Here is a 25519-nt window from a genome sequence, read left to right as displayed (position 1 = left end):
AATTGCGACCAAAGTCCCTACAAACCGTCTGGACGGTAGGGAGAGGATGGGTGCATGGACGAAGTGGGGGACGAGCTACACGTGCTCGGGTCGGAGTCCGCCGGTCGATGGATAGAGGCGTCGACCATCGCCGTTTTCGGCGCCCTGTGCGCCGTTGTCGGAGGTTCCGTGTTGTGCCTTTTCGTCGGCGTGGTCATCGGATTTACCCGATTGCTTTACCTGCTTGCGCGTGAGTTGTTCTTCGAGAACGACATGTGGTCGTTGATGCTCCCGAATGTCGAGTGGAAGCGATCCAGGATGTAGTTCTGACGCATGTTCCAGGGCGACTTCGATCCCTGCTTCGGAAATTGTTCGACGGCACGCAACACGTACCCCGACTCGAGATCGAGAATGGGACGTTGATCCATGTCTTCGGTGACCTGCGGAACGCATGTCGAGTATCCGCGTTTGTCCATTTCGGCGAGTAGTCGGCACACATACATCGACGTCAGGTCTGCGCGGAGCGTCCACGATGCGTTGGTGTACCCGACGCACATCGCAAGATTGGGAACACCGCTGATCATCATGCCTTTGTAAACGTATCGATCTCCCAGGGATACCGGCTCGCCGTCCACGTCGAGGGACATTCCGCCGCAGGCTTCCATCTTCAATCCTGTTGCTGTGACAACGATGTCTGCATCAAGTTCGATGCCGGACGTCAAACGAATCCCGGACTCGGTGAACGTGTCGATACGATCGGTTTCGATCGAGGCTTTTCCGGATCTCAGCGCTTTGAACAGATCTCCGTCGGGTACGACGCACAGCCGCTGATCCCAGGGATCGTAGGTGGGCGTGAAGTGCGGATCGATCGGGACATTTTGGGGGAGTTGCCGATTGGCGGCCAAACTCAGCAGCTTCTTCGCGCGTGCCGGGCTGCGACGGCACAGTTGGTAGAAGCCGAGATTGACCAGGACGCTCTTCCATCGGGCAACGCTGTGCGCCACCTTGCTCGGCAGGTACTTGCGGAACGAATCTGCGATCTTGTCTTTCGATGCCAACGTGAGAATGTACGACGGCGACCGTTGCAGCATCGTGACGTGCTCGGCGCTCTTGGCCATCGTGGGAACCAAAGTTACTGCGGTAGCGCCACTTCCGATCACCACTACTTTCTTGCCGGCGTAATCGAGATCCTCCGGCCAGAACTGCGGATGTACGACGGTTCCACCGAAGGTCTCCAAGCCTGGGAAATCGGGTGTGTATCCGGCGTCGTAGCTGTAGTAGCCGCTGCAGATATAGAGAAAATTGCAGGTGAGTGTGTGTTCACGATCTTCGCTCGCGACGGTGAGCGTCCAGACCGAGGTGTCCGAAGACCAGGATGCCGCTGTCACTTTCTGGTTGTACCGTATCTTCTGGTCGATGCCGTTCTCACTGGCAGTGTCTCGGACGTATTGCAGGATCGACGGGCCGTCGGCTATCGCCTTGGCATCGGTCCACGGGCGGAACGGATACCCCAGTGTGAACATGTCCGAGTCGGAGCGAATGCCGGGATACTTGAACAGATCCCAGGTGCCGCCGCTGTTCGAACGAGCCTCGAGGATGGCGTACGACTTTCCGGGAAGCTCGGTCTGAAGGCGATACGCAGCACCGATACCGGACAGGCCGGCACCGACGATCACTACATCGAGGTGTTCGGTACTCATCGTTTCCAACTCCGTATCGAGTGCGCAATCCCGGTAAAAGGTGGTCGAATCCCAGCCTACTGACCGATGTGCGGGCGATCGACGTCGGAACCGCTCCGCCGCGAAGCTCGACAATTCACGGCTGTCATGTCAGATGATGGAGGTGTGGGTACGCGTCACCGGCAATGTGGGAGAAAAGAAAATATGGGTTGTTCGAGTCGGGTCGCTGCGGCACTCGTGGTTGTAGGCACAGCGTTGTCGCTGAATACGACGGTTGCGCACTCGCAGGAACCGATCACGGGATCGGTTGTCTCCCACACGCCACTCGCCGCGGCGACGCTACCGGTTGGAGCCGCCGTTTCCGAACAGATTGTCTACCGGACTCTACGCACGGCCGATCGGGAAGGAATCTCGTCTGGTTCGATATTTCTGCCCGAGGGGACACCTCCGACCGGTGGATGGCCCGTGATCTCCTACGCACACGGAACAGTGGGCAGCGCTGATCACTGCGCGCCTTCGGTGGCGGGCTTCTACGAGACCGAACGACGCCCAATCGAAAGATGGTTGGCGGAGGGCTACGCCGTTGTGGCGACGGATTACTCCGGACTGGGGACCGAGGGCGCATTGGCTTATCTCGACGGCCCTGCTGCGGGCGCCAACGCAATCGACATCGTCCGCGCCGCGCACGAGGTGTACGGCGACGTGCTGGACGAACGTTGGATGGTGGCGGGCCTTTCGGAAGGCGGGCAGGCTGCCTACTTCGCCGGTCATGAAGCGAGTTCCCGCGCACCCGAATTGGATTTCCGGGGAACCGTTGTTGTTGCCGGTCCCACTCACCTGGAGGGATTGTTCCCGCTCGGGGGCCCGTTGTTCCCGGAGCTGGGTATTCCCGGTCTCGTGGTTTACGCTCTCTATCTTCTCGGCGGGATCGATGATCAGCGTCCGGAAGAGAATGTTCGCCAGTATCTTTCGCCACTGGGAATTTCGTGGATGGAGAAGGCCGCAACGCAGTGTGCTGTCGAAATCGGTCGCACCATCGCCAGTGAGCGGGTTCCCTTGGGCTCTCTATTCTCTCAATCGCTGTGGACGCCAAACATTTACGAACTGATGCGGGCAATGCTCCAGGTTCCCGTCGACGGCTACGACCGGCCGTTGCGCATTGTTCAATCTACCGCCGACACAACACTGCCCATTCCGTTCACCTGGGCGCAACTCGTCGATCTACGTGCCAGAGGTACGCAATTCGAGTATCAAGAAATCCAGGGAGTTCCACACAGTCAGTCCGTGATTGCATCGATGGATGAGACGATCGAGTTCACGGAACGGGTAATGCGCTAGCGCATGCGGCGGTGAAAATCGCTGTCCCCGGTCTGCGCGAACCACACTATTGCTGCGATCGCGTACAGGATGACGAAGATCAAGAGCAGTCCGCCCGCTATTACCAGGGATATCTGTCCAAGCCTCTTGACTCGGTCCGACGCGTAGCGTGAACCGTCCGCGTCCCCGTCCGCCCACAACGGATAGACGTTGAACGCGTGGTTGAAAGCCGAGAAGGCCAGCGGCCAGAAGAAGAGCAAGGACACCACCGCCCACCCGGCATTGACCGGTGGGCGGTCGGGGTTCCGGGGAAAGGCTGCAGCGGTGGGCTGCCCAGTGCTGGGTTGTGCAGCGGTGGGTTGTGGCTGAGGGGGCTGCTGCGAACTTGTCATGATGGGCTCCTGACATGAGGGTTCCCCTCGACGCTACTGCGATTCGGCCCGAGAATCAGCCTTTAGGCGGAGACTGCTGCTCGATCCGCGAGTAATCGAGCTACCGGAAGAACGTCCTTGACGGCCATGTCGATACGTTCGAACACCTCGGGGTTGAGGATGGTCGTACCGTCGAAATCACCGGCGCTGAGGTAGATGCCGACCGGAGCGGTCCACGCTTGGAAGAACGCAAACAGTGGCCGCAGTGCCTGATCGAGAACCAGCGCATGGCGATCACTTCCGCCGGTTGCCGCAAGAATGACAGGCGTGTTCGCAAGGGCGTATTGATCGACGAGATCGAAGAAATGCTTGAACAGTCCGGTGTACGAACCGCGGAACACGGGCGACGCCGCAATGACGATGTCTGCGTTCTCCACCGCGCGCAGAGCGTCGGCGGTGGCTGCGTCGACGTGGTCACGACCTGCGGCTCCGGCCAATCCCGGAATCAGATCCACGATCTCGATAACCTGAGCGTCGACCTGTTCGACGTCTCCCATCGTCTCGATGACGAGGTCGACCAGTGCCCGGGTTTTCGACGGCCGGGACAGGTTGCCTACAACTGCAACAACTTTCAGGGGTGTTGTCATGTGTGGTCCTACTTCTCGGATGATGTCAGGGATTCGATTTCCTTGCGAACGACGGGAGCGACTTCGGTGCCCAGGATCTCGATGGCGCGGAGCATATCCTTCTGGGGAACGTTGCCGAATCCCATCTGGATCATGATCCGGTCGTGGTGGAACAGTTCGTATTGCGCCATTGTCTTGTCGATGATTTCTTGCGGACCGCCGAGGAAGAACGCTCCAGCCGTCGTTGCCTGTGCTTCGTATGCCCTGCGCGGCATGGGAACTCCGTTGCCGCGCTGGTGGTGGTTCTGCATCCACCCGGCCTGGAAGTACGGGTACGACGTATCGAGAGCGGCTTGCTTCGACGTGTCGACGAATCCTGGCGATGCGACCGAAACCTTCAGGTTCTTCGGGTCGTGACCGAACTCCACCGCGGCCCGGCGGTACAGATCGACAAAGGGTTCGAACTGCTGGTAACTGCCGCCGATGATGGCCAGCGACAAGGGAAGTCCCAGCTTTGCTGCCCGAACTACCGATGCCGGGGTGCCGCCGACAGCGATCCACACCGGGATCTGACGGTCCGGCCGAGGCGTTACGTCACCGTCGACCAGGCTGGGGCGAAGGTGTCCCTCCCAATTGATCGGGTTCTCGTTCCGCAATTTCAGGAGCAGATCGAGCTTTTCCGCAAACAGCTCGTTGTACTGGGACAGGTCGTATCCGAACAGCGGGAACGATTCGGTGTACGAGCCGCGTCCGGCGATGATCTCGGCGCGCCCCTCGGACAGAAGGTCGAGCGTCGAGAACTGCTGGAAAACGCGGACCGGATCGTCCGAGCTGAGTACGGTGACAGCGCTGGAGAGTTTGATGGAGTCGGTTGCCTGCGCCATCGCGGCCAGTACAACAGCCGGAGACGAGACAGCGAAGTCCGTCCGATGATGCTCACCGACTCCGAAGACGTCCAACCCGACCTGGTCGGCAACAGTTGCCTGCTCTACCAAATGTCGAAGGTGGACACCGGGGTTCATCATGTTGCCGGTTTCGGGGTCGGGCGTGAGCTCGCCGAAATGGTAGATGCCGAGTTCGAAAGCCATGGTGTTTCTCTCTATCGTGTTGTGGGGGTGATGGGCAGATGCGTGCCGGCGACGTCACAGGCGTCGGTAGTGGCGGTGTGATGAGCCGCGAGACGGCTGAAGAAGCGGTCCAGGACGGGCAGTTCTTCCGGTTCGACGAGGTCGGCGAAGTACTCCGTGATGCCGCGGGTGTGGATCGCCGATGCGGTGCGTAGCGTCTTGTGCCCGGATGGCGTCATCGTGACAGTGACCACCCGTCGATCGGTGTCGGGGCGTACCCGCTCCACCAGTCCGGCCGCGGCCAATCGATCCACGACACGGGTGACTCCGCTGGTGGTCACGAGAACCTGCTGGGCGAGGTCGCCCATTTTCAACGTGTTTTCGGGGGCTTCGTGGAGACGGAGCAACACGTCGTACTGGCCGAGTGTGAGCCCGGTGCTTGCGCGCAGGTCAGTCTCCATTTTTCCGAGGACGATGCTGTGCGCGACGACAAGATTGCGCCACACGCGGCCACGCGTCCGTTTGTCCTGGTCCATCGCCGTCGCTCCTCGATTTATTTGCTTACGCAAGTATTGCTTACTCAACTATTACGCAGTGAGGACGGAATCTATTCCCGGACGCTTCGCGAGGTTCGGAACTCGATAGTGTTCCCGCATGGAGTTGGTACGCGGAGCGAACACAACGGTCGACGGGCATGCGCTGAGAGTGGCGGTGACGGGTGCCGCCCCTGGCAGTGTCGACCTGATGGTCTTCCAGCTTGGCGGCAACAACAAGGTGCGCAGCGACGCGGACTTCATCTTCTTCAACCAGCCGAGTTCGCCGGAAGGTGCGGTACGGCTGAGTGCCGGGGGAGTTGTCGAGATCGACACTGCGGCCGTGCCCGCAGATATCGTGATGCTCAGTATTGCGGTCGCGCTCGACGGTGATGTGGCCGGTGCTCTTGCCGACGTACCGCAATTGGGGGCGACGATTGATCAGGTCGGCGGTGAACAGATCGCTGCACCCGCGCTGGGTTTGACCACCGAGCGGGCGGCTGTGCTCGTCGAGATCTACCGCCGCGGTGAAGCGTGGAAGATCCGCAACGTCTCAGCCGGATGGGACGGGGGATTGGCGGATCTGGTGACAACCTTCGGAGTCTCGGTAGACGAGGAACCTGCAGAAGAAGCGTCGACGGACGGTATTCGCAGCGTTCCCGACGAGGCCAAGCTGTCGATGGTCAAACGAGAGAAGCTCGACCTTCGTAAGCGTGAAGTTGCGAAGGTGCTGTTGACCAAGGGTGGCAACGGAATCCGAGCCCGCGTGATCCTGGTGATCGACAAAACCGGAAGCATGAGCAAGCAGTACAAGTCGAAGGTGGTGCACCGCGTCGTCGAGCGTATGGTTCCCGTCGCGATCCAGCTCGACGACGACGGCAAACTGGAGCCCTATCTGTATGCGGTCGGCTTCCACAAACTTCCGGAGATATCGGTGCACGACGCCGAATCCTGGTCGGAGGACTACCTGCATCTGCGTGGATCGCACGGCGGATTCGACTACGACGCGATCGGTGCGTCCAATCGCGAAATTCCGATCATGACGGAAATCGTGTCCGGCTTGCGCGCGGGAACGGCGCCCACGCTTGTCCTCTTCTTCACCGACGGGGGATTCACCGAGCGTCGGGAAATCTCGGCGCTGATGCGCGACGCGTCGTCGCTTCCCGCGTTCTGGCAGTTCGTCGGGATCGGTAAGGCCAAGTACGGAGTGCTCGAGAAGCTCGACGACATGGACGGACGGGTGGTCGACAACGCGGGGTTCTTTGCGCTCGACGACATCGATTCCGTTTCCGACTCCGAGCTCTATTCACGGCTGTTGAGCGAATTTCCGGACTGGCATAAGAGTGCCGTCGCTGCCGGGATCACGCGATAGGGTCTCGCGGTTCGAGTGCTTCGGCGATGAATCGCATGGCGTCGTCGAAGATGCCGGCGCTTGGGGATGGCTGCGGCCTCGAGTACTGAACCGACGAGATGTACACGGCAGCAACAGTCTGAGCGAGAAAACGGGCTGAGTAGTCTGTGCGCACGTCACCGTCGGTGATTCCGCGATCGAGCAGTCGACGGATCAAATCGTGGAACTGTTCGGTGCGTTCAGGACTGATCTGATCGCGCGCCGGGTCTCGTTCGAGTTCACCGGCGCGCAGGTATTCCCTGAACCTGTGTGTTGCGTCGGTGATGTCTTCGAAGACGAGGCGAATCCGTTCGTGTGTTGTCATCTCGCGCTCGAGCAGTCCGTCGATCAGGATGCCCAGCTTCTGCATGTGGCCGTCGTGTAGCGCTGAGACCACCGCGTCCTTGCTGGGGAAGTAGTTGAAGAACGTCGCCCGGGAGACGTCGGCAGCTTCGGCGAGGTCGTCGATGGTGGTACCTGTTACGCCCCGCTCGGCAAACAATGCGCGGGCCGCGCTCAGGAGTCGCTTGCGTGTCTCGTACTTGTTGCGCTCACGGCGTGAGAGCGGCATCTGTTCATCGGTCATCAAATTCTCCCGAAAACCTTCCACAAAACTGAACTTAAGTCTATATTTGGCCTGCAGTACAGAAAGTTTAACCCAATCGCGGAACTTTCGACGCTGCCGGTGATTTCGCGTAGTCGAAGATGTGGCGCGAACGTGAATCTAGTGAAGGGAGGCTACCTGTTGTGACAACGAGCATGCCGGACGACGTGGAAGCGTCGATCACCACGACGGAGACCGACCTCGAGGTTGTCTCAGCGCAACTCGAAAAGTGGCTGGTCAGAATACTCGCCGCCACCGATGTGCGTGTGCACAACCTGAGTAGGCCGGCTCATTCTGGAATGTCCAGTGTCTCAGTGCTGTTCGACCTGGATTGGACGGAGAAGGGCGCTCCGCACGCAGCGCAGCTGGTTGCGCGTCTGGCGCCCGAGGCCTCGGCGTTTCCGGTCTTTCCGACGTACGACCTCCAGTATCAGTTCGATGTCTTGACCGCTGTCCGCGAGCGAAGTGACGTGCCGGTCCCACGCGTTCGCTGGGTCGAGACATCGCCGGAAGCCCTCGGGACTCCGTTTCTGGTTATGGACCGAGTGAGCGGCGCAGTGCCCGTGGACAACCCGCCCTATGTGTTCGGCGGATGGCTTCTGGAATCGAACAGTGAAGATCAGGCCAGCATTCAGTCGAACAGCATAGATATTCTGGCGCGGATTCACGGCATCGACGCGCAGTTGCCCTTTCTGAGTGGCATGTCAGGCTTGCGTCGACACTTCGAGGGTGAGCGCGCATATTACGAATGGACGCGCCGCGACGACGGGCTGCGAATCCCGTTGTTGGAAGCTGCTTTCGGTTGGCTCGAAGCTCACTGGCCAGAAGAACCGAGTGCAGATGTGTTGTGCTGGGGTGACTCGCGGGTTGGCAACATCATGTTCCAAGGAACCACTCCGACCGCGGTCCTCGACTGGGAATCGGCAGCCGCGGCGCCGCGCGAAGTTGATCTCGGTTGGTTCATCTTCTTCCACCGTCAGTTCCAGGATCTGGCAGAACAGTTCTCCATGCCCGGACTGCCGCAGATGTTCCGACGGGAAGACGTGGTCGCGGAATACGAGAAAGCGACGGGCGCGACGGTGCGCGACCTCGACTTCTATCTGGTGTACGCCGCACTGCGGCACGGAATCGTCATGTCGCAGATCGCCCGACGCCGAATCCACTTCGGGGAGATAGAGGCTCCGGAGAATCCCGACGAATACGTACTGCATCACCGCATGCTTGCCGACCTCATCGATGGAACCTACGAATGGGACAAGAAATGAAGCCGATCGATCTGGACGAATACCCGGTGCACCAGGCGCCGCTGTCCATGGCACGTGTTGCCAGCACGGACCGGAATTTCTACGACCGCTGCTACTTCAATGCCCACGATCGCACCGGGGATGTCTTCCTCGTGACCGGGCTCGGGGTGTATCCCAACCTAGGCGTCGTCGATGCATTTGCCACCGTTCGTACCGGTGATACACAAGTAGCAGTGCGCTTTTCGGACGCGCACGACGGTGCGTCGACCAAGACTGAAGTGGGTGGGTACCGCGTCGAGGTGATCAAGCCGCTGCAGACCTTGCGGCTTGTCTGCGAGCACGAGGATCTTTCCTTCGACATGACGTGGGAAGGCGCCTTCGATTCGGTACTCGAGGAACACCACACCTTGATGTCGGGTCCGCGAGCGATTCTCGACGCCACCCGCTTTGCGCAGGTTGGAAGTTGGTCCGGCACGATGAGCGTGCGCGGCACCGATATTGCCGTCGATCCGGCAGTGTGGACGGGAAGTCGTGACCGTTCGTGGGGGATCAGACCCGTCGGCGAGCCCGATCCAGCCGGCCGCATGGGCGACGAACCTCCTGGCGGTCACTGGTGGACGTATGTGCCGCTACGCTTCGACGAGTTTGCACTGATGATCATCGTGCAGGAAAGCCCCGATGGCTACCGCACTCTGAGCCACGCGACGCGGACCTTCCCGGACGGAAGAGTCGAGCAATTGGGTTGGCCGCGTACCGAAATCACGTACCGGCCGGGAACCAGGCATCCCGAGAGTGCGCGTATCCACCTGACCACGCCGACCGGCGAACCTCTGGTCGTCGATGTCGACACCATCGGATTTGTCGCTCTCAACGTCGGTGCCGGCTACGGTGGCGACAGCGACTGGACGCATGGAGAATGGCGCGGCCGCAACTGGAGTTCGTCGTCGGTGTACGACCTCACCGATCCGGCGATCGTCGCCAAGCTTCCCTACGGAACGATCGACCACATCGCGCGGGCAACGTGCAACGGAGCACAGGGCTGGGGCATGTTCGAACACGCCGTCATGGGGCGCCACGACCCATCCGGTTTTGTGGGTTGGCTTGACATGGCGAAGTGAACGGCATCTAGAGGGCCGTAACCAATTGCTGAGTAATGTCTTTCAAGAAATTGTCGATGTGTGTCCAGGTGGAGTTCTCTGACGTCGGGCCGGCCACGATGCCGAGATGACTTCCCGGCACCTCCTCGAATCGCACGGACGGTGATCCGGTCAGAACCGACTGGATCGCCGCTACCGAGGCGGCGGGCGCTATGACGTCAGAGGATCCGCCGATCGCGAGTACCGGCACATTCAGATCGGCCAAGTCGATACTTCGACCGCCCAGAACGATTGTGTTCTTGTACAAACCGTTGCCCAGAATGAGTTGTCTACAGATCTGTCGGAATGCTCGCCCGGGGTAGCCGGGCATGTCCGCCATGAAGGTGTCGATCGACTCCATGCGGGCAAGGGTCTCGGTGTTGTGCAGGTTCTTGGCGATGAACCACGGCTTGAGCAGTTCCCGTTGCGGCGCGGTGACGCGGTAACTAGCTTGCACCAGGGGAGCGGGCAGTCCGCCGAACAGATCGGTAGCCGTCGTGAGTGGGCGATCGCCGGTGTATCCACCGATCAGCCGAAGTGGGCTGATAGTAGGAATTTTGGTGTAGTCGACCGGGGTGCCGATCGCGGTGATCGACGTTATCGGAAGGTCGGAGTGAGCCGACGCGGTCAGCAGCGTCATGGTTCCGCCAAGGCTCCATCCGATGACGGAAACGTCTGCGCCGTCGTGCAATTCGGATACTGCACGGATGGCGTCGGGGATGATGCCGTCGATCCAGGATTCAAATCCCAGGTGCCGATCCGTATATCGCATGGTGCCGTAGTCGAGCGCGTACGGCGTATGTCCACCTCGAACGAGATGAGCAGCGAGGCTCTGACCTGGCCGGAGGTCGTAGCAATACGCAGGGACAGCCAACGGGGGTACCAGGAGTACTGGCCGTCCCTGGATTTCTCCGAAGCGGTACAGGTCGCGGTGCGGACCTTCGGAGATCAAGGTGGACGGGGTGCGTCGGCGCTGCTCGACGCCGTTGCCGAAGGACAGGCCCCACGCGTTATGTGCAGTCGTGATCAAACGCCTCGTATCCAACACAGCTGTCCCCTCGAAGTCGGCAGCCGTGCTTCGGCCGCAACGAGTGCATGTTACCTGCAATCACATACACCCGTTGTGGTGTACCCGAATCAGTCGAGGAATAGGTCAAGCTGCGGATTGTCGCCGCCGCCGTAGGCTGACAGGTCCGTGATTCCCGACTCGATCAGGACGTCGGCGTCGATGAAGCAGTTTCCGGTGGTCTTCGTAGACGGCTGGGAGAAGATCTCGACGGCTGCGTCGGCCATGATTTCCGGACTACGTGACGAGGACAGCAGGCTGTCTCCGTCGGCCATGTTGGCGACCGCCGCCGTAGCGATGTACGTCTGTGGCCACAGGCAGTTCGCGGCGATACCGGCGTCGGCAAATTCTGCCGCAAAACCCAAGGTGAGCAGGCTCATTCCGTACTTGGAGAGCGTGTACGCGGGGTGTGCGCCGAGCCAGTACGGGTTCATGTTCACCGGTGGTGCAATGGTGAGGATGTGGGCGTTTTCCGACTCACGCAGGTGTGGCAGGGCGGCCTGTGTGAGTAGGAACGTGCCCCGTGAATTGATCTCCTGCATGAGGTCGTACTTCTTTGCCGGCAGGTTTTCCGTGCTTTCGAGAGCTATGGCGCTCGCATTGTTGACGCAGATGTCGACGCCCCCGAAATTCTCGACTGCAACGGCGACGGCGCGTCGGGCATCCTCTTCCTTTCGAACATCGCCGACAACGGCGACGGCCTTTCCGCCCGCGGCTTGGATGCCTTCGACTGCGGTATGCACGGTGCCCTGAAGTCTCGGGTGTGGTTCGCCGGTCTTGGCGAGCAGAACGACATTCGCTCCGTACTTGGCTGCTGCGGTGGCGATGGCAAGGCCGATTCCACGGCTTCCGCCGGAAATGACCAAAGTGCGATCGGTGAGTGCGTTCTGGCTGGGCATCGTTCTCCTAAGTTCTCGTTCTCTGGAATGGTATTGGCATTCTCATTTTTTGCAAGTACCGTATTCAACGATGAACGACTTCACGGAAACCTCGTCCGGCATCCCTCTCGCTCCGGTCTACGGACCGGAGGACAGGACTGTCGATCCGCCCGCACCGGGCGCGTACCCCTTTACCCGCGGCAACTTCTCCTCGGGATATCGAGGGCGCTTGTGGACTTTTCGGCAGTACTCCGGGTTCGGTACCGCGGAAGAGTCCAACGCGCGCTACCGCTATCTCCTCGCGCAAGGTGGAACGGGCCTCTCGGTTGCCCTCGACCTGCCCACTCAATGCGGTTACGACTCCGATGACCCTGAGGTCACCGAAGAAGTCGGCCGTGTGGGCGTTGCAGTCGATACCCTCGCCGACGCGGAGGTGTTGTTCGAGGACATCCCGCTCGACAAGATCAGCACCAGTTTCACGATCAACGGAACAGCAGCGATTCTGCTGGCGTTCTACGTGGCCGCCGCTGAACGCAAGGGTGTTCCGCGTGAGAAGCTCACCGGGACGATCCAGAACGACATCCTCAAGGAATATGCCTCCCGCGGTACGTGGATCTGGCCGCCGGAGCCGTCGCTGCGGCTGATAGCCGACACCATCGAGTTCTGCGCTGCCGAGGTGCCCCGGTTCAATGCAATCTCGGTGGCCGGAGCGCACTTCCGTGATGCCGGCGCTACCGCTGTCCAGGAGATGGCCTTCACGCTCGCGGACGGTGTCACCTACTGCGACACCGTGGTGGAGCGTGGGCGCATGACGATCGACGAGTTTGCGCCGCAGATTTCGTTCTTCTTCTACACGCATGGCGACTTCTTCGAGGAGATCGCCAAATATCGTGCCGGACGACGTCGTTGGGCCACCATCGTCCGGGAACGCTACGGAGCCAGCACCGACAAGGCGTCGATGTTCCGCTTCGGTTGTGTCGCCGGTGGCGCGTCGCTGTACGCGCCTCAGGCGCAGAACAACCTCGTGCGTGTGGCGTACGAGTCCATGGCGTCTGTACTCGGCGGCGTCCAGTCCATGTTCACAGCGGCCTGGGACGAGCCCTTTGCTCTTCCCAGTGAAGAGTCTGCGACGCTGGCCCTGCGTACCCAGCAGATCCTCGCCTACGAGACCGGCGTGACGCGGGTGGCCGACCCGCTCGGTGGGTCCTACTTCGTCGAAGCCCTTACGGACGCAACGGAAGAGCGACTCATCGAGATCATGGCGGATCTCGAAGCGCACGGCGGCATGGTTCGGGCCATCGAAGACGGCTACTTGCAGGGGCTGATCGCCGACGAAGCCTACCAACTCCACAAGGACGTCGAATCGGGAGAAAAACCGGTTGTCGGAGTCAACCGGTTCGTCTCCGAGGAACCCGCACCGGAGATTTCGACCTACGAGCTCAATGCCGAAGGGCGTGAGCTGCAACTGAAACGACTCGCGAAGGTCAAGGCGGACCGTGATCCTGACGAGGTGGCGAGGTCACTGACGGCACTGTCCCGAGCAGCGGAAGGAACGGACAATCTGATGCACAAGTTGATCGACTGCGCCAACGCGTACTGCACAGTCGGCGAGATGGTCTCGTCCCTCAAGGCAGTATGGGGCGAATTCCAGCAGCCGGTGGTGTTCTGATGAGCGCCCGTGTCCTTGTCGCAAAGCCCGGCCTCGACGGCCATGACCGTGGTGCCAAGATCGTCGCGCGAGCGTTGCGCGACGCCGGATTCGAGGTCATCTACACCGGAATCAGGCGCACGGTCGAAGACATCGTCACCATCGCACTGCAAGAAGATGTGGCTGTTGTCGGGCTCAGTATTCTCTCCGGTGCTCACGTCGCGCTCACAACCCGAACCGTCGAGGCTCTTCGGGCTGCGGACGCGGGGGATATCAAAGTTGTTGTAGGAGGCACAATCCCGCAGTCGGATGTGCCGCGCCTGCTCGAGGCCGGTGCCTCGGCAGTGTTTCCCACCGGCGCGTCACTGGAAGAGTTGGTCAGCGGAGTACGCGCATTGACTGAAACATCGGCAACAGCAAACCTGGAGGAACCGTGCGCATCGGAGTGATGATCGGCCCCGAGCGGGGCGACTCCGCGAAGAAGGTCGCCCGCATGATGGCGGACGTGGAGTGGGCCGAGGCCGCCGGCCTCGACAGTGTCTGGGTGCCGCAGGTTCCCAGCGACTTCGACGCCTTGACGGCCGTGTCGCTAATGGGCACGCGGACGTCGAGAATCGAAATCGGCACGGCTGTGGTTCCGCTACAGGCGCAGCATCCGATTGCACTGGCGCGCCAAGCGCTCTCGGCTCACGCGGCAACCGACGGGCGCTTGGCGCTCGGTGTCGGTCCGTCGCATCACTGGATCATCGAGGACATGCTCGGCTTGCCCTATGTCAAGCCTGCCGGTCTCACCCGCGACTATCTCGAGGTCCTTGCCGCGGCCCTTACCGGCCCCGGCCCGGTTGACGTGGAGAACTCGACGTTTACCGTGCACAACCCGCTCGAGATCGGTCCGGTTACGCCGATGCCGGTTCTGGTTGCCGCTCTCGGACCCGTCATGCTGAAGATCGCAGGCGAGCGCGCCGATGGAACAATACTGTGGATGGCGGACCAGCGCGCAATCGAAGATCACGTCGTTCCTCGAATCAGCAAGGCAGCGGCCGATGCCGGCCGTCCCGATCCGCGCATCATCGCCGGTATCCCCGTCTGCCTGTGCAGTCCGTCCGAGGTCGACACGGCGCGCGAGCGAGCCAACCGGATTCTCGGTGAAGCCGAGGTTTCGCCGAACTATCAGAAGCTCTTGGAAAAGGGTGGCGCCAAGGACATTGGCGATCTGTGCGTTGTCGGAGACGAGAACGCGATACTCGAGGGATTCCGTAGCTACGAGGCGGCCGGGGTTACCGATCTCTCGATGCGACTACTTCCCATCGGGAACACTCGGGACGAACTGATCGCGTCGAAGTATCGGACACGCGAAGTGATCGCACAGATCGCAGCGGAGTTCCGGTGACCGCCGGGCCGCTCGCGGGCATCCGGATCCTCGAGATCGGGCACATGCTCGCTGGACCGTACGCCACCATGATGCTGGCTGATCTCGGCGCCGACGTGATCAAGATCGAACCACCGAGCGGTGACATATCGAGACAGGTCAGCGATTCCTACTTTGCCAGCCTCAATCGCGGTAAACGGAGTATCTGCCTGGACCTCACCACCGAGGCGGGACAAGCGCGTCTCGGCGAGTTGGTAGCGGAGTCGGACGCTCTTCTGGCGAACCTGAAGCCGTCAGCAATCCACCGGTATGGGCTGACCTACGAGGCTCTGCGCAAATGGAACGAACAGATCGTCTGCGTCGCACTCACCGGATTCGGTCTAGCGGCAGGTGACGATCCCGCCTTCGACTACGTCATCCAGGCAGCAACCGGAATTGCTTCACTGACCGGCGACCCGTCCGGTCCGCCGACGCTTCCCGGATACTCCTCGGCAGACAACTCGTCCGGACTTACTGCGGCACTGGGCCTTCTGGCGCAGATCGTCTCGGGCAACGGGGGTCAGGTAGAGGTGTCGTTGCAAGACGTCATGCTCTCGCAGCTCAACTATCGAGCGTCGTCCTACCTCAACGACGGGGTCGAACCGCGTCGGATGCCTAATGGCGCACACTCGTATTACGTTCCGGCGCAGCTTTTCCCGACGGCGGAAGGCTACCTCGCTCTGTTCATCACCCACGACGGCTTCTGGAAGTTGTTTGCGGGAGAAGCCGGCATCGACGGATTCTCCACGATGGGGGAGCGGGCCGATCGCCGAGACGAGGTTCTGGCCGCGGTGACTGCTGCACTGGCTACGGACACCGCGGCTCACTGGGAATCTCGTCTGCGCCCGTTGGGAGTTCCCGCGTCAGCCGTACGTTCACTACCTGACGCGCTGAACGCGACACCGGAGGCGATCGTGACGGCCGGCGACTACCGCTTGGTGGGGAGCCCCATCCGAGTCGCCGGCTACGACCACGAGTACGGCCCGCCGCCGCTGCTCGGTGAGCACGGGGATGTTCCTGCCCGGATGTGATTGACGGACTGCTCAGCTGTCGTTGCTGCTGGTACTGCTGCTCGACGGCATTCGGGTGCGAAGCCAGTCGACGAGGTCTGTTGCGCTGCGCGTTTGCATCCAGACTCTGCCTGGTCCGGTGAATTCGGTGACGATGCCTTCGCCGCCGAGGATCATCGATTTCCAGCCGCCGGCTTTGCGAATGCGGTACTGGACGGATTCGTCGAACGCGACGACGTGACCGGAATCGAGTGTCATGGTTTCCTCCGCGCCGAGCGTTACCGGCCGGATGGCGCCGTAGCTGGAGAGCAGGATCTCGCCTCTTCCGCTGCACCGCAGCAAAACAAGCCCGGCTCCACTGAAGAAACCTTTGCTGCCTCCCCATTTCGAGTCGACGTCGACGGTCGCATCGGATGCCAGCCAGCAGCCGGATTGGACGAGCAGAGCAGCCCCTTCATCGATGGTGGTTTCGACTACGTCACCCGGCAGTGCGCCGGCGACACCTACGACGCCACCGCGATCACTGCTGAAGTCGTTGACGAAGAAACTCGACCCACCAAGTGAGCGACGGAGACCCTTCATGAAGCCACCCCGCGTCGACGTGGTGATCGAGATGTCACCCCGCATCATCGCCATCGCTCCGGCTTCGACGCGGACTGATCCGCCCGCGGGGACACTGATCTCGGCCAGCGCGAACGCGGGACCGCAGACGATTTCTGTTTTCATGGATTCCTCTCGAGTACCGGTTCTCGAGTGAATTATCGCCTGTGGTGATTGGTCCGGATCGAATTCTCGGAGGTTCGCTATCCGATCGTTGTATTGCGTTCAGCATGCCTGGTTTTGCGCTGCTGCGCCGTGCCTGAGTGCACACAACCCGGTCGCAGATGGCGGGATGCGACCGGGCGAGGTGACTTGTGTGCATTCAGGACCGGGGCAGAGATCAGTTTTCCATCCAGAACTCCTCGGGCAGTGGTGATCCGAAGCCGTACATCTGAACCCCATGTGCATACTTTGCCATGATTACCGACGGTGCAGATTTGGCGTACCAAACGCCGGGCTCAAGCGCTACCAGACGCTTCTGCACGGTCTCGTAGGCCGCGCGGCGTTCCTCGATTGTCTTCCCGACACGGCCGGCGTCCAGGGCGTCGCTGAGTTGCCGGTCGCTGATTCCGGTGATGTTTCCCTGCGACGAGGAATGAAATGCGGTCCACAGCGCGGCATCGGGATCCTGGAACAGCGCCGATGCAATGATCATGTCGAAATCATGCGTGGCATTGCGGGAGTTTCCGGTGGCGGCGTCGACAACCTCGATATCCATGGAGACATTCTTGAACGCGCTCAGCTGGGCTTGAACGGTCTCGGCTGTTGCCTTGTTCTCCGGCAGTGCATAGGTGGTGAAGGTGAAGGACAGAGGTTTACCCTCGGCTGCCAACTCGTCGAAGAGCTTTTGCGCCGTCTCCTTGTTCGGAGTCGTCAGCGGAATATCCGAAAAGAACGGTGATGTTTCCGGGAACAGTGTCTGCGGAACAACCCCTTTGCCGTCGTTGATCACGGTGTTGATTGCTTCGAGGTCGACAGCCATGGAGACTGCCCGACGGGCACGTTCGTCGTCGAACGGTGCGCGCCGTGTGTTCATACCCATGTAGAGTCCGCCACCGAACGATACTGTGTCGGTGGACAAACCGGCGTCCTGCGCCTGAGCCAGGCTTGCCCAGTTCGTTTCCATGGCAAAGTCCGCACCGCCCGCGATCATCGTGTTGAGGCGTTGCGTTGCGTCAGCCACCGTTCGGAGAGTCAGCCCGTCGAGATACGGCTTCGGCGCATCCCAGTACAGCGGGTTCTTCTTCAACTCCATGACGTCCTGGCGTGTCCACCTCGTCAGCGTGAACGGCCCGGCACCAACAGGGTTTTCATCGAAGGCGGCTTGTCCCTTCTGCAATGCGGTGGGTGAGGCGATCCAATTCATCGCGCCGGTCACCAGAGCCTGCGGGAAGACCGGACTGGGTGCCGCCATCATCACGTTCAGGGTCGTCGCGTCCACCACTTCGGTGGACGCCACCTGCGACGCCTGCCTGATCGAGTCGGACGGATTTGCGGGATCACGCAGACGATCCCAGTTGAACTTCACGGCTGCCGCGTCCAACGGTGTTTCGTCGGAAAATTTCAGTTCTGGGCGAAGTTTCAGTGTGAACGTCGATCCACCGTCAGCCGTGGAGAAGTCGCTTGCCATGGTGAACTTCATGTCCAGTGTCGCGGGATCCTCGATCATCAACGTTCCGTACAGAGCATTTCCGAGGAGACTCTGCCGCGTCCACGAATTACCCAGTCCAGCCGGATCAAGGGTGCGAGGTTCGCCGATGACGATGGCACGTGCCACGCCGCCCGCTACCGGTTCACCGGCGTCGGCATTGCCCCCGGAGGTTTCTGCGGGGCTGGTGCCGCACGCACTGAGAAACAGAGCCGCGGAACATACCGCGGCCAGAGTCGCGGTTACTGCGCGTCTCGTTCGGATCATGGTCGACCTTTCAGAAGTAATGCAGCCGGCAAGTCGAGTTCACCCGGCAACGCTGTCCACCAGAAGGTTCTTGCTCACCGGGGCCAGGGGGAAGTGACATGCTGCGAACTGGCCGGGACGAACCTCTCTCATCTCAGGTTCCTCCGTGGTGCAACGTTCCTCGACCTGTGGACAACGGGTGCGGAACCGGCATCCACTCGGCGGTGAAAGCGGTGACGGCACATCTCCTTCCAAGGCCGGTCCGGCAAAGCCCTTTTCCGGATCGGTCAGGGGTACTGAATCGAGCAGTGCGCGGGTGTACGGATGGGCGGGGTCGTCGTACACCTCGACGGAGTCGCCGAACTCGCATACTTTGCCGAGGTACATGACCATGACGTTGTCGCTGACGGTTCGCACCACACCAAGGTCGTGGGCGATGAAGACAACGGTGAGGTCGAACTCGCTCTTGAGCACTTCGATGAGATTCAGGATCTGTGCCTGTACGGAGACGTCGAGCGCGGAGACAGGTTCGTCGCAGATCAACAGTCGGGGGCTCAGAGCGAGAGCGCGGGCGATCGCCACACGCTGCGCCTGGCCGCCGGAGAGTTGGCGCGGCAACATCTCTGCGAACCGCGTGCCGGACAGACCGACCTGTTCGAGCACCGACGCCGAGGTGGTGACTTTTTCGGCTGAGGGGGCGCCGGCGACCGACATGCCTTCGACGACGATGTCTTTGACGGAGCGACGCGGGTTCAGTGACGCTACCGGGTCCTGGAAGATCATCTGCATGTCGCGGCGCAGTTTACGCATCTGTGATTCGTCGGCGTTTTCGATCCAGTCCTCGCCGAAGCGGATTCGACCCGCGGTGACGCGGTCCAGACGCAGAACTGCGCGTCCGGTGGTGGACTTTCCGCAACCGGATTCACCGACGATGCCGAGGGTTTCACCGGGCAGGACGTCGAAACTGATCTTGGATACGGCCTGAACGGTTCCGGAACTTGTGTGATATTCCACGACAAGATCTTGAACACTCAGGAGAGCGTCGTCGCCCCGTAGGTGAGCGCTACCACTACCAGCCATGAGATTCTCTTACCTTCCGGACATTGCCGACGCCGGGACGGCGACCGGGTTGAGGCACGCCACATCATGATCTGCGCCAACTGATTCCAACTGCAGGCCGGGGGTGGAACACTCTGCGACGGCCTGACCGCAGCGTGGCTCGAAGCGGCAACCTTCGGGCGGGGACGTGGGATCGGGGAGCGATCCGTCGATCAACCGCAACGGTGAGTGGCGTTCGTGGTCGATGGTGGGCGTTGCTCCCAGGAGAGCGTGGGTGTAGCGGTGGCGCGGCTCGTCGAATACTTCTCGGGTGGAGCCTATTTCGGCGATCTTGCCCGCGTACATGACGGAGACGCGGTCGGTTCGGCCGGCAACGACAGCGAGATCGTGACTGATCAGCAGCATCGAGGTGCCACGTTCACGTTGGATGCGGCGCAGCAGGTCCAGGATCTGGCGCTGAATGGTCACGTCCAATGCGGTCGTGGGTTCGTCGGCGATCAACAGATCCGGCTCGCACGCGAGTGCGATCGCGATCATGACACGCTGGCGCATACCGCCGGACATTTCGTGGGGGTAGTTACTCAGGCGCCGTTCGGGGTCGGGCACCCCGACCTCCTTGAGGAGGTCGAGGGCCCGACTGTGCGCTTCGGAACGGCTGACTCCGAGATGGCGGCGCATCCCTTCGGTCATTTGTCGTTCCACTTTGACTACAGGGTTGAGGGATCTGCCCGGATCCTGGAAGACCATGGCGATCTGGTTGCCCCAGATCTCGAGCTTTTCCTTCTTCGTCAGCGCCAGTAGGTCGCGTCCTTGGAAGGTGACTTCCCCTGATCGGCCAGAACGTGGTGGCATCAGGCCCATGATGGCCCGTGCCATGACGGACTTGCCCGAGCCGGATTCACCGACGATTCCCAGTGCTTGACTTCGGTCCAAGGTCAAGGAGACGTCGTCCACGGCACGCACGATTCCGCGTGGTGTGCCGATATGGGCACGTAGATTCCTCACTTCGAGGAGTGGCTGAGAGTTCATGGTGATCCGGCCCTTTGATCTGTAGTCGGCTACTGCGTCGAATTGCTTTCGGCTACTTCGTGATCCACATACCGTCGGTGAGCGGCGAACCCGAGCCGTACATGGTGACGCCGTGTACGTTCTTGCCCGTCACCGTCGACGGTGCTGCGCGGATGTACCAGAGTCCGACGGTGAGGTCGGCGAGCCGTTCCTGCACGGTCGTGTACGCGGCCTTGCGATCCTCCTGCGACTGAGAGGTGCGCCCGACATCGAGTGCGTCGCTGAGTTCCTGATCGTCGACACCGATGATGTTGCCCGGGGACTTGTTGTGGAAGGTCGACCACATGGAATCCGGATCCTGGATGATCGCGGAGGAGATCACCATGTCGAAGTCCTTGGTGCCCATCTTGGCGGTTGCGGCAGCGTAGTCGACAACATCGACCTTGGCCTCGACGTTCTTGTAGGTGCTCAACTGTGCCTGTAGTGCCTCGCCGGCAGTCTTGCTCTCGGCCGTCGGGTACGACGTGAAGGTGAACGAGACCGGCTTGCCTTCAGCGGCAAGCTCGTCGAAGAGCTTCTGTGCTTCGGCCTTGTTGTACTCGCCCAACTTGATGTCCGCGTAGAACGGGGAGGATTCCTGGAACAGGGTTTCCGGGACCTCACCCTTGCCGCTGTAGACGACGGTGTTCATGGCATCGAGGTCAACTGCGAGTGACACTGCGCGACGGGCACGCTCGTCGTTGAAGGGCGCGCGACGGAAGTTCATGGACAGGTACTGTCCACCGCCCATCGGCACGATGTCGGTCGGGAAGCCCGCGGTTTCGGCGGTATCCAACGTCTGCCAGTTCGATTCGTTGATCAGATCAGCGCCACCGGTGGAGAGTGTGTTGTAGCGCTGATTGGTGTCGGCAGCCACACGAATGGTGAGGGTATCCAGGTAGGGGCGCGGTGCGTCGTAATACGTGGGGTTCTTTGCCAATTCGATGGAGTCTTGTCGGGACCACTTGGTGAGCGTGAACGGACCGGCGCCGATGGGGGCTTCGTCGAAGCCTGCCTGACCCTTCTGCAATGCAGCCGGTGAGGCGATCCAGTTCATCGAGCTGGCAATGAGGGTCTGCGAGTAGTGCGGCGTGGGGGTGACCATCGTGACCTTGAGATTGGTCGGGTCCACGACGGTCAAGTCGGTGGTCTGCGCAACGTAGCGTGCGGACGTCGAACCCAGCGCCGGGTCCTTCAGTCGCTCCCAGTTGAACTTGACCGCTTCGGCGTCGAGTGCCGTTCCGTCCGAGAACTTCAGGTTCGGGCGAAGTTTCAGGTTGAACGTGGCCCCACCGTCGGTGGTCGAGAAGTCCTCGGCCATGGTGTACGTGACGTCGAGGGTCTTGGTGTCGTTGATCATCAACGTGCCGTACAGCGAGTTGCCGAGGATGCCCTGGTGTGCCCAGGTATTGGACAGGGTCGCGGGGTCGAGTGACCGCGGCTCACCCGCCATGATCGCGCGGCCGGCACCGCCGGATACGGGATCGCCTGCCGCCGTTGTGCCCTCGTTGCTACTTCCGGAGTCGGAGCCGCAAGCGGTCAGTACGAATGCTGCCGTACACACCATCGCGACTGCTGTCAGTAAGCGTCTTTTTCGAATCATGGAATGCCCTCTCAGGTGGAACGTGGAAACGGGTACGTCGGGTCGAGCGGGAAAACGGTCTTGGTCGTTCGGTTGTGACGAGTGCCGGTCGTGCAGCGTTTCAGTCGTGCAGAGTGCGGTCGAACTTGTTGCGGAGGAAGTCACCTGCCTGATTGAGGGCGAACACCGTGAAGAAGATCGCCAACGAAGGAACGAAGACCAAGTGTGGGTAGTCGGCAATGTAGTTCTTGCCGTCGCCGATCATTCCGCCCCAACTGGGCTGTGGCGGTGGGATACCCAGGCCGAGGAAGCTCAGTGAGCCTTCGGCGACGATCAGGGCGGCCATGATGATCGGCAGGAACGCAGCCAGGGGAGCGAGGACGTTGGGCAGGATCTCCTTGAAGAGGATTCGCCAGTGTCCGGCGCCCATGTTCCGTGCGGCGCGTACAAATTCCCTCGAACTCCAGGCCATGGTGTTGGCTCTGGCGAGACGGATGAATCCGGGGATCACGACCAACGTCAGTCCGAGCAGCATGGTCGGAATCGAGGGGGTCAGGACGGACGCCAGCGCCAGCAGCAGAATCAGCGGCGGGAAGGCGAGCATCGCGTCGGCGAGGAGTGTGACACCGGAGTCGAGACGTCGACCGAAGTAGCCGCCGATCAGGCCGATGAAGGAGCCCACCACAAAACCGATCAATCCGGCTACAGTGCCTACAAGGAGCGAGACGCGGGCACCGTAGATGATGCGGGAGAGCATTGAACGCCCGAGTGTGTCTGTCCCCAGGAGTAGATCGAGAGATTCGAACGACGGTGAAAGACGCGGTGCGCCAATCGGAACGGAGTAGGAAGCAATGGGCAGGATGTTCGCGAGCGCAGCGGCGAGAAGTACGGCAATGAGCCATCCGAAGGACAGGTACACCAGAATGGATCGTGACTTCTTTGCCGGCGGCACCAGGGGCAGTGCCGGGTCGGACGGTTTCTTGTCCTGTGAGCCGGTTCGGTCTTCGACAACTGATCGCGTCATGCTCCGACAACCTTCCTGACCCGAGGGTCGATCAATCCGTAGCTGAGGTCGACCAGGGTGTTGATACCCACGTACACGATCGCGATGAAGACAACGATTCCCTGGACCATGATCACGTCTCGTGACGTGATGGACGAGGAGATGAGCTGTCCCAAACCGGGTAGACCGAACAGTGTTTCGACGATGACCGTGCCGCCGATGAGTCGGCCGAGGCTGATACCGGCAACGGTGATCAGGGAGAACGACGACGGTCGGAGCGCGTGCCGGAACATCACGTACCAACCGGGCATGCCCTTGGCCCGAGCAGCGGCCACGTAATCCTCACGCAGGGTTCCGATCAGGTCGGTGCGGAGCAGTCGGTGGAATGCGGCGATCTCGGTCAATGCGATTGCGATGGCAGGCAACAGCGCGCTCTGGAGGTTTGCACCGAGCCCTTCGCTCATGCGTGACCAGCCCGTCACCGGGAAGAGCTGGAATTTGATCGCGAAGTAGTAAATCAGGACCGGGCCGGCGATGAACGCGGGAACCGAGAGGCACACAGCCGAAACGACATTGATGCCGCGGTCGAGCTTGCTTCCCGGGCGCGACGCGGACGCGACGGCCATCAGGACGGCTACGACCAGAGCAATGATCAGGCCCATAGCGGCCAGCTGCAGAGTTACCGGGAGGCGCTCGACGATCGCCTCGCTGACTGACTGCCCGGTGAGCGGTGAGGTTCCGAAGTCTCCGCGGAATGCGTCACCGAGCCAATTGAAGTACTGAGTCCAGACGGGGACGTCGAGTCCCATCTTTGCTTCCATCGCCGCAACAGCCTCGGGGGTAGCGTTTTCACCCAGGATCACCTCGGCGGCAGACCCGGGCGCCAGGCTCAACAGCAGAACAGCTGCTGCCGCTACCAACAAGACGACCACCAAGCTGCGGCCTACACGTCTCGTAATTGTGAGAATCATCCAACTCGACTTTCATCATGCAAGCGCGGCCAAAGTTCCTTGTATGCAGAGATTTTGGACTGTTACGAAGCTTGCGTGTGATTATGCGCACTCTTGGCGCACCTGGATTTGTTGTAATATATTCAATGATCACTGCGAATAGCAAGAGAAACCTGGATTGAACTCTTGTTCGGTGCAGTTCGACATTCGCGGATTGTCGGTAAATAGACTGTAATTCAACAGGATTGAGGGTCGCCGAAGTTGCGCCCGAGTGCTGGATCCGAAATCGGGCGCGACGACGTTGCTCGTGTCGCCGAGCTGACGCCTTCGATCAAAAACGTCAATAATGTTGTTTTACAACGAATCTTGGACTGTCTGCTCCCGTCTCACTCGTACTTGACCGTGATGGACTCGGAGTCGGGTATAGCCTGGCAGGTGAGAACGTAGCCGTCCGACACTTCTTCCTCGGTCAATGCGTCGTTGATTCTCATCACGGCACTTCCTGAGGTGACATGTGCCATGCACGTTGCGCAGTTTCCGGCTTCGCAGGAAAACGGCGGTGTAAGTCCTGCGCGCCGAGCGCTTTCCAATAGCGTCTCGTTGGGGTGTCGTGGTACCGAGGTCTTCTTTCGCCCGAGGACGATGGTCACGGTTCCGGTGACTTCGGTGGAAGTTGTTTCGGTAGCGGAGGATTCGCCGGTGGCAATAGGTTCAGCCGGGGTAATAGGTTCGGCCGCACTGCCGAACCGCTCGCTGAAGACGCGGCCCGGTCCGGGTAACGCCGATTCGATCAGATCCATGAAAGGTTCGGGGCCGCACAGGTAGCTGTCGGCGCCCACGTGTTCGCCGACAAATTCGAGTACTGCGGCTTTGTCGAGGAAGCCGTTCGTGTCATCGAGGTGGCGTGCGACGGTCAGTCGGCCGGGGTAGCGGTCGACCAGTTCCGAGAGAACGCGCTCGAAGATCATCGAGTCGTGATCGCGATCGGCGCACAGGAGGTGAACGTCGCGATCGGTGGTGGCGAGGGTGGTCTTTGCGAGCGACAGGATCGGGGTGATGCCGCTGCCGCCGCTGAAACCGAGCAGCGGCGCCTGTGACTCGCGCAGGCAGAACGTGCCGGCGGGCCTGGTGACGACCACTTCGTCGCCCTCGGAGACATTGTCGTGTAGCCAGTTCGAGACCTTGCCTCCGGCAACACGTTTGACGGTCGTCATCAATTCGTGGTCGGTGTCGGGTGAACTCGACATCGAGTAGGAGCGGAACAATTCGGTGCCGTCGACCTCGACGCGGAACGTGCAGAACTGTCCGGCGTTGTAGGTGAATGGACCGTCGGTCGGAGCGAGAACATACGTACGTGCGTCGGAGCTCTCTTTGACGATTCGGGTGACGGTCGCTCGTTGGAACAACGGTGGTCTCGCCATGGCTACC

Annotated in this window: 24 protein-coding genes; 8 read left to right on the top strand and 16 right to left on the bottom strand. The window is 60.9% G+C overall.

What is annotated here, in order from left to right:
* Positions 1 to 215: 215 nt before the first annotated feature.
* Positions 216 to 1679, bottom strand: coding sequence for a flavin-containing monooxygenase (locus tag ACFRFQ_RS28065; RefSeq protein WP_378664891.1), 1464 nt, complete (start codon positions 1677 to 1679; stop codon positions 216 to 218).
* A 183-nt stretch (positions 1680 to 1862) separates the two neighbouring features.
* On the opposite strand from ACFRFQ_RS28065, the gene ACFRFQ_RS28060 reads away from it, so the two are divergent.
* Positions 1863 to 2996 (top strand): lipase family protein, encoded by a 1134-nt coding sequence (locus ACFRFQ_RS28060; RefSeq protein WP_378664890.1) that lies wholly within the window; start codon positions 1863 to 1865, stop codon positions 2994 to 2996.
* Here ACFRFQ_RS28060 and ACFRFQ_RS28055 read toward each other — a convergent pair.
* The 4 genes from ACFRFQ_RS28055 to ACFRFQ_RS28040 all read right to left on the bottom strand — a co-directional run bounded on the left by ACFRFQ_RS28055 (position 2993) and on the right by ACFRFQ_RS28040 (position 5575).
* Positions 2993 to 3367 (bottom strand): CD225/dispanin family protein, encoded by a 375-nt coding sequence (locus tag ACFRFQ_RS28055; protein ID WP_378664889.1) that lies wholly within the window; start codon positions 3365 to 3367, stop codon positions 2993 to 2995. The two genes, ACFRFQ_RS28060 and ACFRFQ_RS28055, sit on opposite strands and share 4 nt — an antisense overlap.
* Before the next feature lie 62 nt (positions 3368 to 3429).
* Positions 3430 to 3993 (bottom strand): FMN reductase, encoded by a 564-nt coding sequence (gene msuE / locus ACFRFQ_RS28050; RefSeq protein WP_378664888.1) that lies wholly within the window; start codon positions 3991 to 3993, stop codon positions 3430 to 3432.
* Between the two features lie 8 nt (positions 3994 to 4001).
* Entirely contained in the window at positions 4002 to 5060 is a 1059-nt protein-coding gene (locus tag ACFRFQ_RS28045) for an LLM class flavin-dependent oxidoreductase (RefSeq protein ID WP_378664887.1), read from the bottom strand.
* Between the two features lie 11 nt (positions 5061 to 5071).
* Positions 5072 to 5575 carry a MarR family winged helix-turn-helix transcriptional regulator gene (locus ACFRFQ_RS28040; RefSeq protein ID WP_378664886.1) on the bottom strand — a complete coding sequence of 168 codons (504 nt, stop codon included), beginning with the start codon at positions 5573 to 5575 and terminating at the stop codon, positions 5072 to 5074.
* 118 nt (positions 5576 to 5693) lie between these two features.
* Here ACFRFQ_RS28040 and ACFRFQ_RS28035 point away from each other — a divergent pair, with 118 nt between their 5' ends.
* On the top strand, positions 5694 to 6944 hold the full coding sequence (locus tag ACFRFQ_RS28035; RefSeq protein ID WP_378664885.1) for a VWA domain-containing protein: 1251 nt from the start codon (positions 5694 to 5696) through the stop codon (positions 6942 to 6944).
* Here ACFRFQ_RS28035 and ACFRFQ_RS28030 read toward each other — a convergent pair.
* A complete protein-coding gene (locus ACFRFQ_RS28030) occupies positions 6934 to 7548 on the bottom strand; it encodes a TetR/AcrR family transcriptional regulator (protein ID WP_378664884.1) in 615 nt (204 codons plus the stop codon). The two genes, ACFRFQ_RS28035 and ACFRFQ_RS28030, sit on opposite strands and share 11 nt — an antisense overlap.
* 161 nt (positions 7549 to 7709) lie before the next feature.
* Here ACFRFQ_RS28030 and ACFRFQ_RS28025 point away from each other — a divergent pair, with 161 nt between their 5' ends.
* Both ACFRFQ_RS28025 and ACFRFQ_RS28020 read left to right on the top strand, forming a co-directional pair.
* Entirely contained in the window at positions 7710 to 8831 is a 1122-nt protein-coding gene (locus tag ACFRFQ_RS28025) for a phosphotransferase family protein (RefSeq protein ID WP_378664883.1), read from the top strand.
* Positions 8816 to 9928, top strand: a complete 1113-nt coding sequence (locus tag ACFRFQ_RS28020; RefSeq protein WP_378664882.1) for a hypothetical protein — start codon at positions 8816 to 8818, stop codon at positions 9926 to 9928. Before ACFRFQ_RS28025 ends, ACFRFQ_RS28020 begins: the two co-directional genes overlap by 16 nt.
* Before the next feature lie 7 nt (positions 9929 to 9935).
* Here the strand turns inward: ACFRFQ_RS28020 and ACFRFQ_RS28015 are convergent, their stop codons facing one another.
* Together ACFRFQ_RS28015 and ACFRFQ_RS28010 are read right to left on the bottom strand one after the other, a co-directional pair.
* On the bottom strand, positions 9936 to 10994 hold the full coding sequence (locus tag ACFRFQ_RS28015; RefSeq protein WP_378664881.1) for an alpha/beta fold hydrolase: 1059 nt from the start codon (positions 10992 to 10994) through the stop codon (positions 9936 to 9938).
* An 89-nt stretch (positions 10995 to 11083) separates the two neighbouring features.
* The gene (locus tag ACFRFQ_RS28010; protein WP_378664880.1) at positions 11084 to 11911 is read right to left on the bottom strand and encodes an SDR family oxidoreductase; all 828 of its coding nucleotides are present in this window, start codon (positions 11909 to 11911) and stop codon (positions 11084 to 11086) included.
* A 70-nt stretch (positions 11912 to 11981) separates the two neighbouring features.
* On the opposite strand from ACFRFQ_RS28010, the gene ACFRFQ_RS28005 reads away from it, so the two are divergent.
* The 4 genes from ACFRFQ_RS28005 to ACFRFQ_RS27990 are packed head-to-tail and all read left to right on the top strand — an operon-like array spanning position 11982 to position 15977.
* On the top strand, positions 11982 to 13559 hold the full coding sequence (locus ACFRFQ_RS28005) for a methylmalonyl-CoA mutase family protein (protein ID WP_378664879.1): 1578 nt from the start codon (positions 11982 to 11984) through the stop codon (positions 13557 to 13559).
* On the top strand, positions 13559 to 13987 hold the full coding sequence (locus tag ACFRFQ_RS28000) for a cobalamin B12-binding domain-containing protein (RefSeq protein WP_095887999.1): 429 nt from the start codon (positions 13559 to 13561) through the stop codon (positions 13985 to 13987). Before ACFRFQ_RS28005 ends, ACFRFQ_RS28000 begins: the two co-directional genes overlap by 1 nt.
* Complete coding sequence (locus ACFRFQ_RS27995) at positions 13972 to 14928, top strand: LLM class F420-dependent oxidoreductase (RefSeq protein ID WP_378664878.1); 957 nt, start codon at positions 13972 to 13974, stop codon at positions 14926 to 14928. The genes ACFRFQ_RS28000 and ACFRFQ_RS27995 overlap by 16 nt, the downstream gene beginning before the upstream one ends.
* A complete protein-coding gene (locus ACFRFQ_RS27990; protein ID WP_378664877.1) occupies positions 14925 to 15977 on the top strand; it encodes a CaiB/BaiF CoA transferase family protein in 1053 nt (350 codons plus the stop codon). The genes ACFRFQ_RS27995 and ACFRFQ_RS27990 overlap by 4 nt, the downstream gene beginning before the upstream one ends.
* A 12-nt stretch (positions 15978 to 15989) precedes the next feature.
* On the opposite strand, the gene ACFRFQ_RS27985 is transcribed toward ACFRFQ_RS27990, so the two are convergent.
* The 8 genes from ACFRFQ_RS27985 to ACFRFQ_RS27950 all read right to left on the bottom strand — a co-directional run bounded on the left by ACFRFQ_RS27985 (position 15990) and on the right by ACFRFQ_RS27950 (position 25512).
* On the bottom strand, positions 15990 to 16682 hold the full coding sequence (locus ACFRFQ_RS27985; protein ID WP_378664876.1) for a TIGR00266 family protein: 693 nt from the start codon (positions 16680 to 16682) through the stop codon (positions 15990 to 15992).
* Between the two features lie 214 nt (positions 16683 to 16896).
* On the bottom strand, positions 16897 to 18471 hold the full coding sequence (locus ACFRFQ_RS27980) for an ABC transporter substrate-binding protein (protein ID WP_378664875.1): 1575 nt from the start codon (positions 18469 to 18471) through the stop codon (positions 16897 to 16899).
* Positions 18472 to 18510: 39 nt separating this feature from the next.
* The gene (locus ACFRFQ_RS27975) at positions 18511 to 19530 is read right to left on the bottom strand and encodes an ABC transporter ATP-binding protein (protein ID WP_378664874.1); all 1020 of its coding nucleotides are present in this window, start codon (positions 19528 to 19530) and stop codon (positions 18511 to 18513) included.
* Positions 19531 to 19539: 9 nt separating this feature from the next.
* Positions 19540 to 20538, bottom strand: coding sequence for an ABC transporter ATP-binding protein (locus ACFRFQ_RS27970; protein ID WP_378664873.1), 999 nt, complete (start codon positions 20536 to 20538; stop codon positions 19540 to 19542).
* Positions 20539 to 20590: 52 nt separating this feature from the next.
* Positions 20591 to 22159 (bottom strand): ABC transporter substrate-binding protein, encoded by a 1569-nt coding sequence (locus ACFRFQ_RS27965; RefSeq protein WP_378664872.1) that lies wholly within the window; start codon positions 22157 to 22159, stop codon positions 20591 to 20593.
* 100 nt (positions 22160 to 22259) lie between these two features.
* On the bottom strand, positions 22260 to 23162 hold the full coding sequence (locus ACFRFQ_RS27960; RefSeq protein ID WP_378664871.1) for an ABC transporter permease: 903 nt from the start codon (positions 23160 to 23162) through the stop codon (positions 22260 to 22262).
* Complete coding sequence (locus ACFRFQ_RS27955; RefSeq protein ID WP_033236994.1) at positions 23159 to 24112, bottom strand: ABC transporter permease; 954 nt, start codon at positions 24110 to 24112, stop codon at positions 23159 to 23161. The genes ACFRFQ_RS27960 and ACFRFQ_RS27955 overlap by 4 nt, the downstream gene beginning before the upstream one ends.
* Before the next feature lie 365 nt (positions 24113 to 24477).
* Positions 24478 to 25512 (bottom strand): 2Fe-2S iron-sulfur cluster-binding protein, encoded by a 1035-nt coding sequence (locus ACFRFQ_RS27950; RefSeq protein ID WP_378664870.1) that lies wholly within the window; start codon positions 25510 to 25512, stop codon positions 24478 to 24480.
* Positions 25513 to 25519 lie beyond the last annotated feature (7 nt).

Origin of the sequence: Rhodococcus sp. NPDC056743, from assembly GCF_042790355.1 — a bacterium.
Taxonomy (GTDB): Bacteria; Actinomycetota; Actinomycetes; order Mycobacteriales; family Mycobacteriaceae; genus Rhodococcus_F.
Note: the sequence above shows the minus strand (reverse complement) of the source record. Positions and strands in the feature narration are given on the sequence as shown.

Coding starts and splice junctions, on each gene's coding strand:
- ACFRFQ_RS28065 (WP_378664891.1), bottom strand. CDS start 1,679: ATGAGTACCGAACACCTCGATGTAGTGATCGTCGGTGCCGGCCTGTCC.
- ACFRFQ_RS28060 (WP_378664890.1), top strand. CDS start 1,863: ATGGGTTGTTCGAGTCGGGTCGCTGCGGCACTCGTGGTTGTAGGCACA.
- ACFRFQ_RS28055 (WP_378664889.1), bottom strand. CDS start 3,367: ATGACAAGTTCGCAGCAGCCCCCTCAGCCACAACCCACCGCTGCACAA.
- msuE (WP_378664888.1), bottom strand. CDS start 3,993: ATGACAACACCCCTGAAAGTTGTTGCAGTTGTAGGCAACCTGTCCCGG.
- ACFRFQ_RS28045 (WP_378664887.1), bottom strand. CDS start 5,060: ATGGCTTTCGAACTCGGCATCTACCATTTCGGCGAGCTCACGCCCGAC.
- ACFRFQ_RS28040 (WP_378664886.1), bottom strand. CDS start 5,575: ATGGACCAGGACAAACGGACGCGTGGCCGCGTGTGGCGCAATCTTGTC.
- ACFRFQ_RS28035 (WP_378664885.1), top strand. CDS start 5,694: ATGGAGTTGGTACGCGGAGCGAACACAACGGTCGACGGGCATGCGCTG.
- ACFRFQ_RS28030 (WP_378664884.1), bottom strand. CDS start 7,548: ATGACCGATGAACAGATGCCGCTCTCACGCCGTGAGCGCAACAAGTAC.
- ACFRFQ_RS28020 (WP_378664882.1), top strand. CDS start 8,816: ATGGGACAAGAAATGAAGCCGATCGATCTGGACGAATACCCGGTGCAC.
- ACFRFQ_RS28010 (WP_378664880.1), bottom strand. CDS start 11,911: ATGCCCAGCCAGAACGCACTCACCGATCGCACTTTGGTCATTTCCGGC.
- ACFRFQ_RS28005 (WP_378664879.1), top strand. CDS start 11,982: ATGAACGACTTCACGGAAACCTCGTCCGGCATCCCTCTCGCTCCGGTC.
- ACFRFQ_RS28000 (WP_095887999.1), top strand. CDS start 13,559: ATGAGCGCCCGTGTCCTTGTCGCAAAGCCCGGCCTCGACGGCCATGAC.
- ACFRFQ_RS27985 (WP_378664876.1), bottom strand. CDS start 16,682: ATGAAAACAGAAATCGTCTGCGGTCCCGCGTTCGCGCTGGCCGAGATC.
- ACFRFQ_RS27980 (WP_378664875.1), bottom strand. CDS start 18,471: ATGATCCGAACGAGACGCGCAGTAACCGCGACTCTGGCCGCGGTATGT.
- ACFRFQ_RS27975 (WP_378664874.1), bottom strand. CDS start 19,530: ATGGCTGGTAGTGGTAGCGCTCACCTACGGGGCGACGACGCTCTCCTG.
- ACFRFQ_RS27970 (WP_378664873.1), bottom strand. CDS start 20,538: ATGAACTCTCAGCCACTCCTCGAAGTGAGGAATCTACGTGCCCATATC.
- ACFRFQ_RS27965 (WP_378664872.1), bottom strand. CDS start 22,159: ATGATTCGAAAAAGACGCTTACTGACAGCAGTCGCGATGGTGTGTACG.
- ACFRFQ_RS27960 (WP_378664871.1), bottom strand. CDS start 23,162: ATGACGCGATCAGTTGTCGAAGACCGAACCGGCTCACAGGACAAGAAA.
- ACFRFQ_RS27955 (WP_033236994.1), bottom strand. CDS start 24,112: ATGATTCTCACAATTACGAGACGTGTAGGCCGCAGCTTGGTGGTCGTC.
- ACFRFQ_RS27950 (WP_378664870.1), bottom strand. CDS start 25,512: ATGGCGAGACCACCGTTGTTCCAACGAGCGACCGTCACCCGAATCGTC.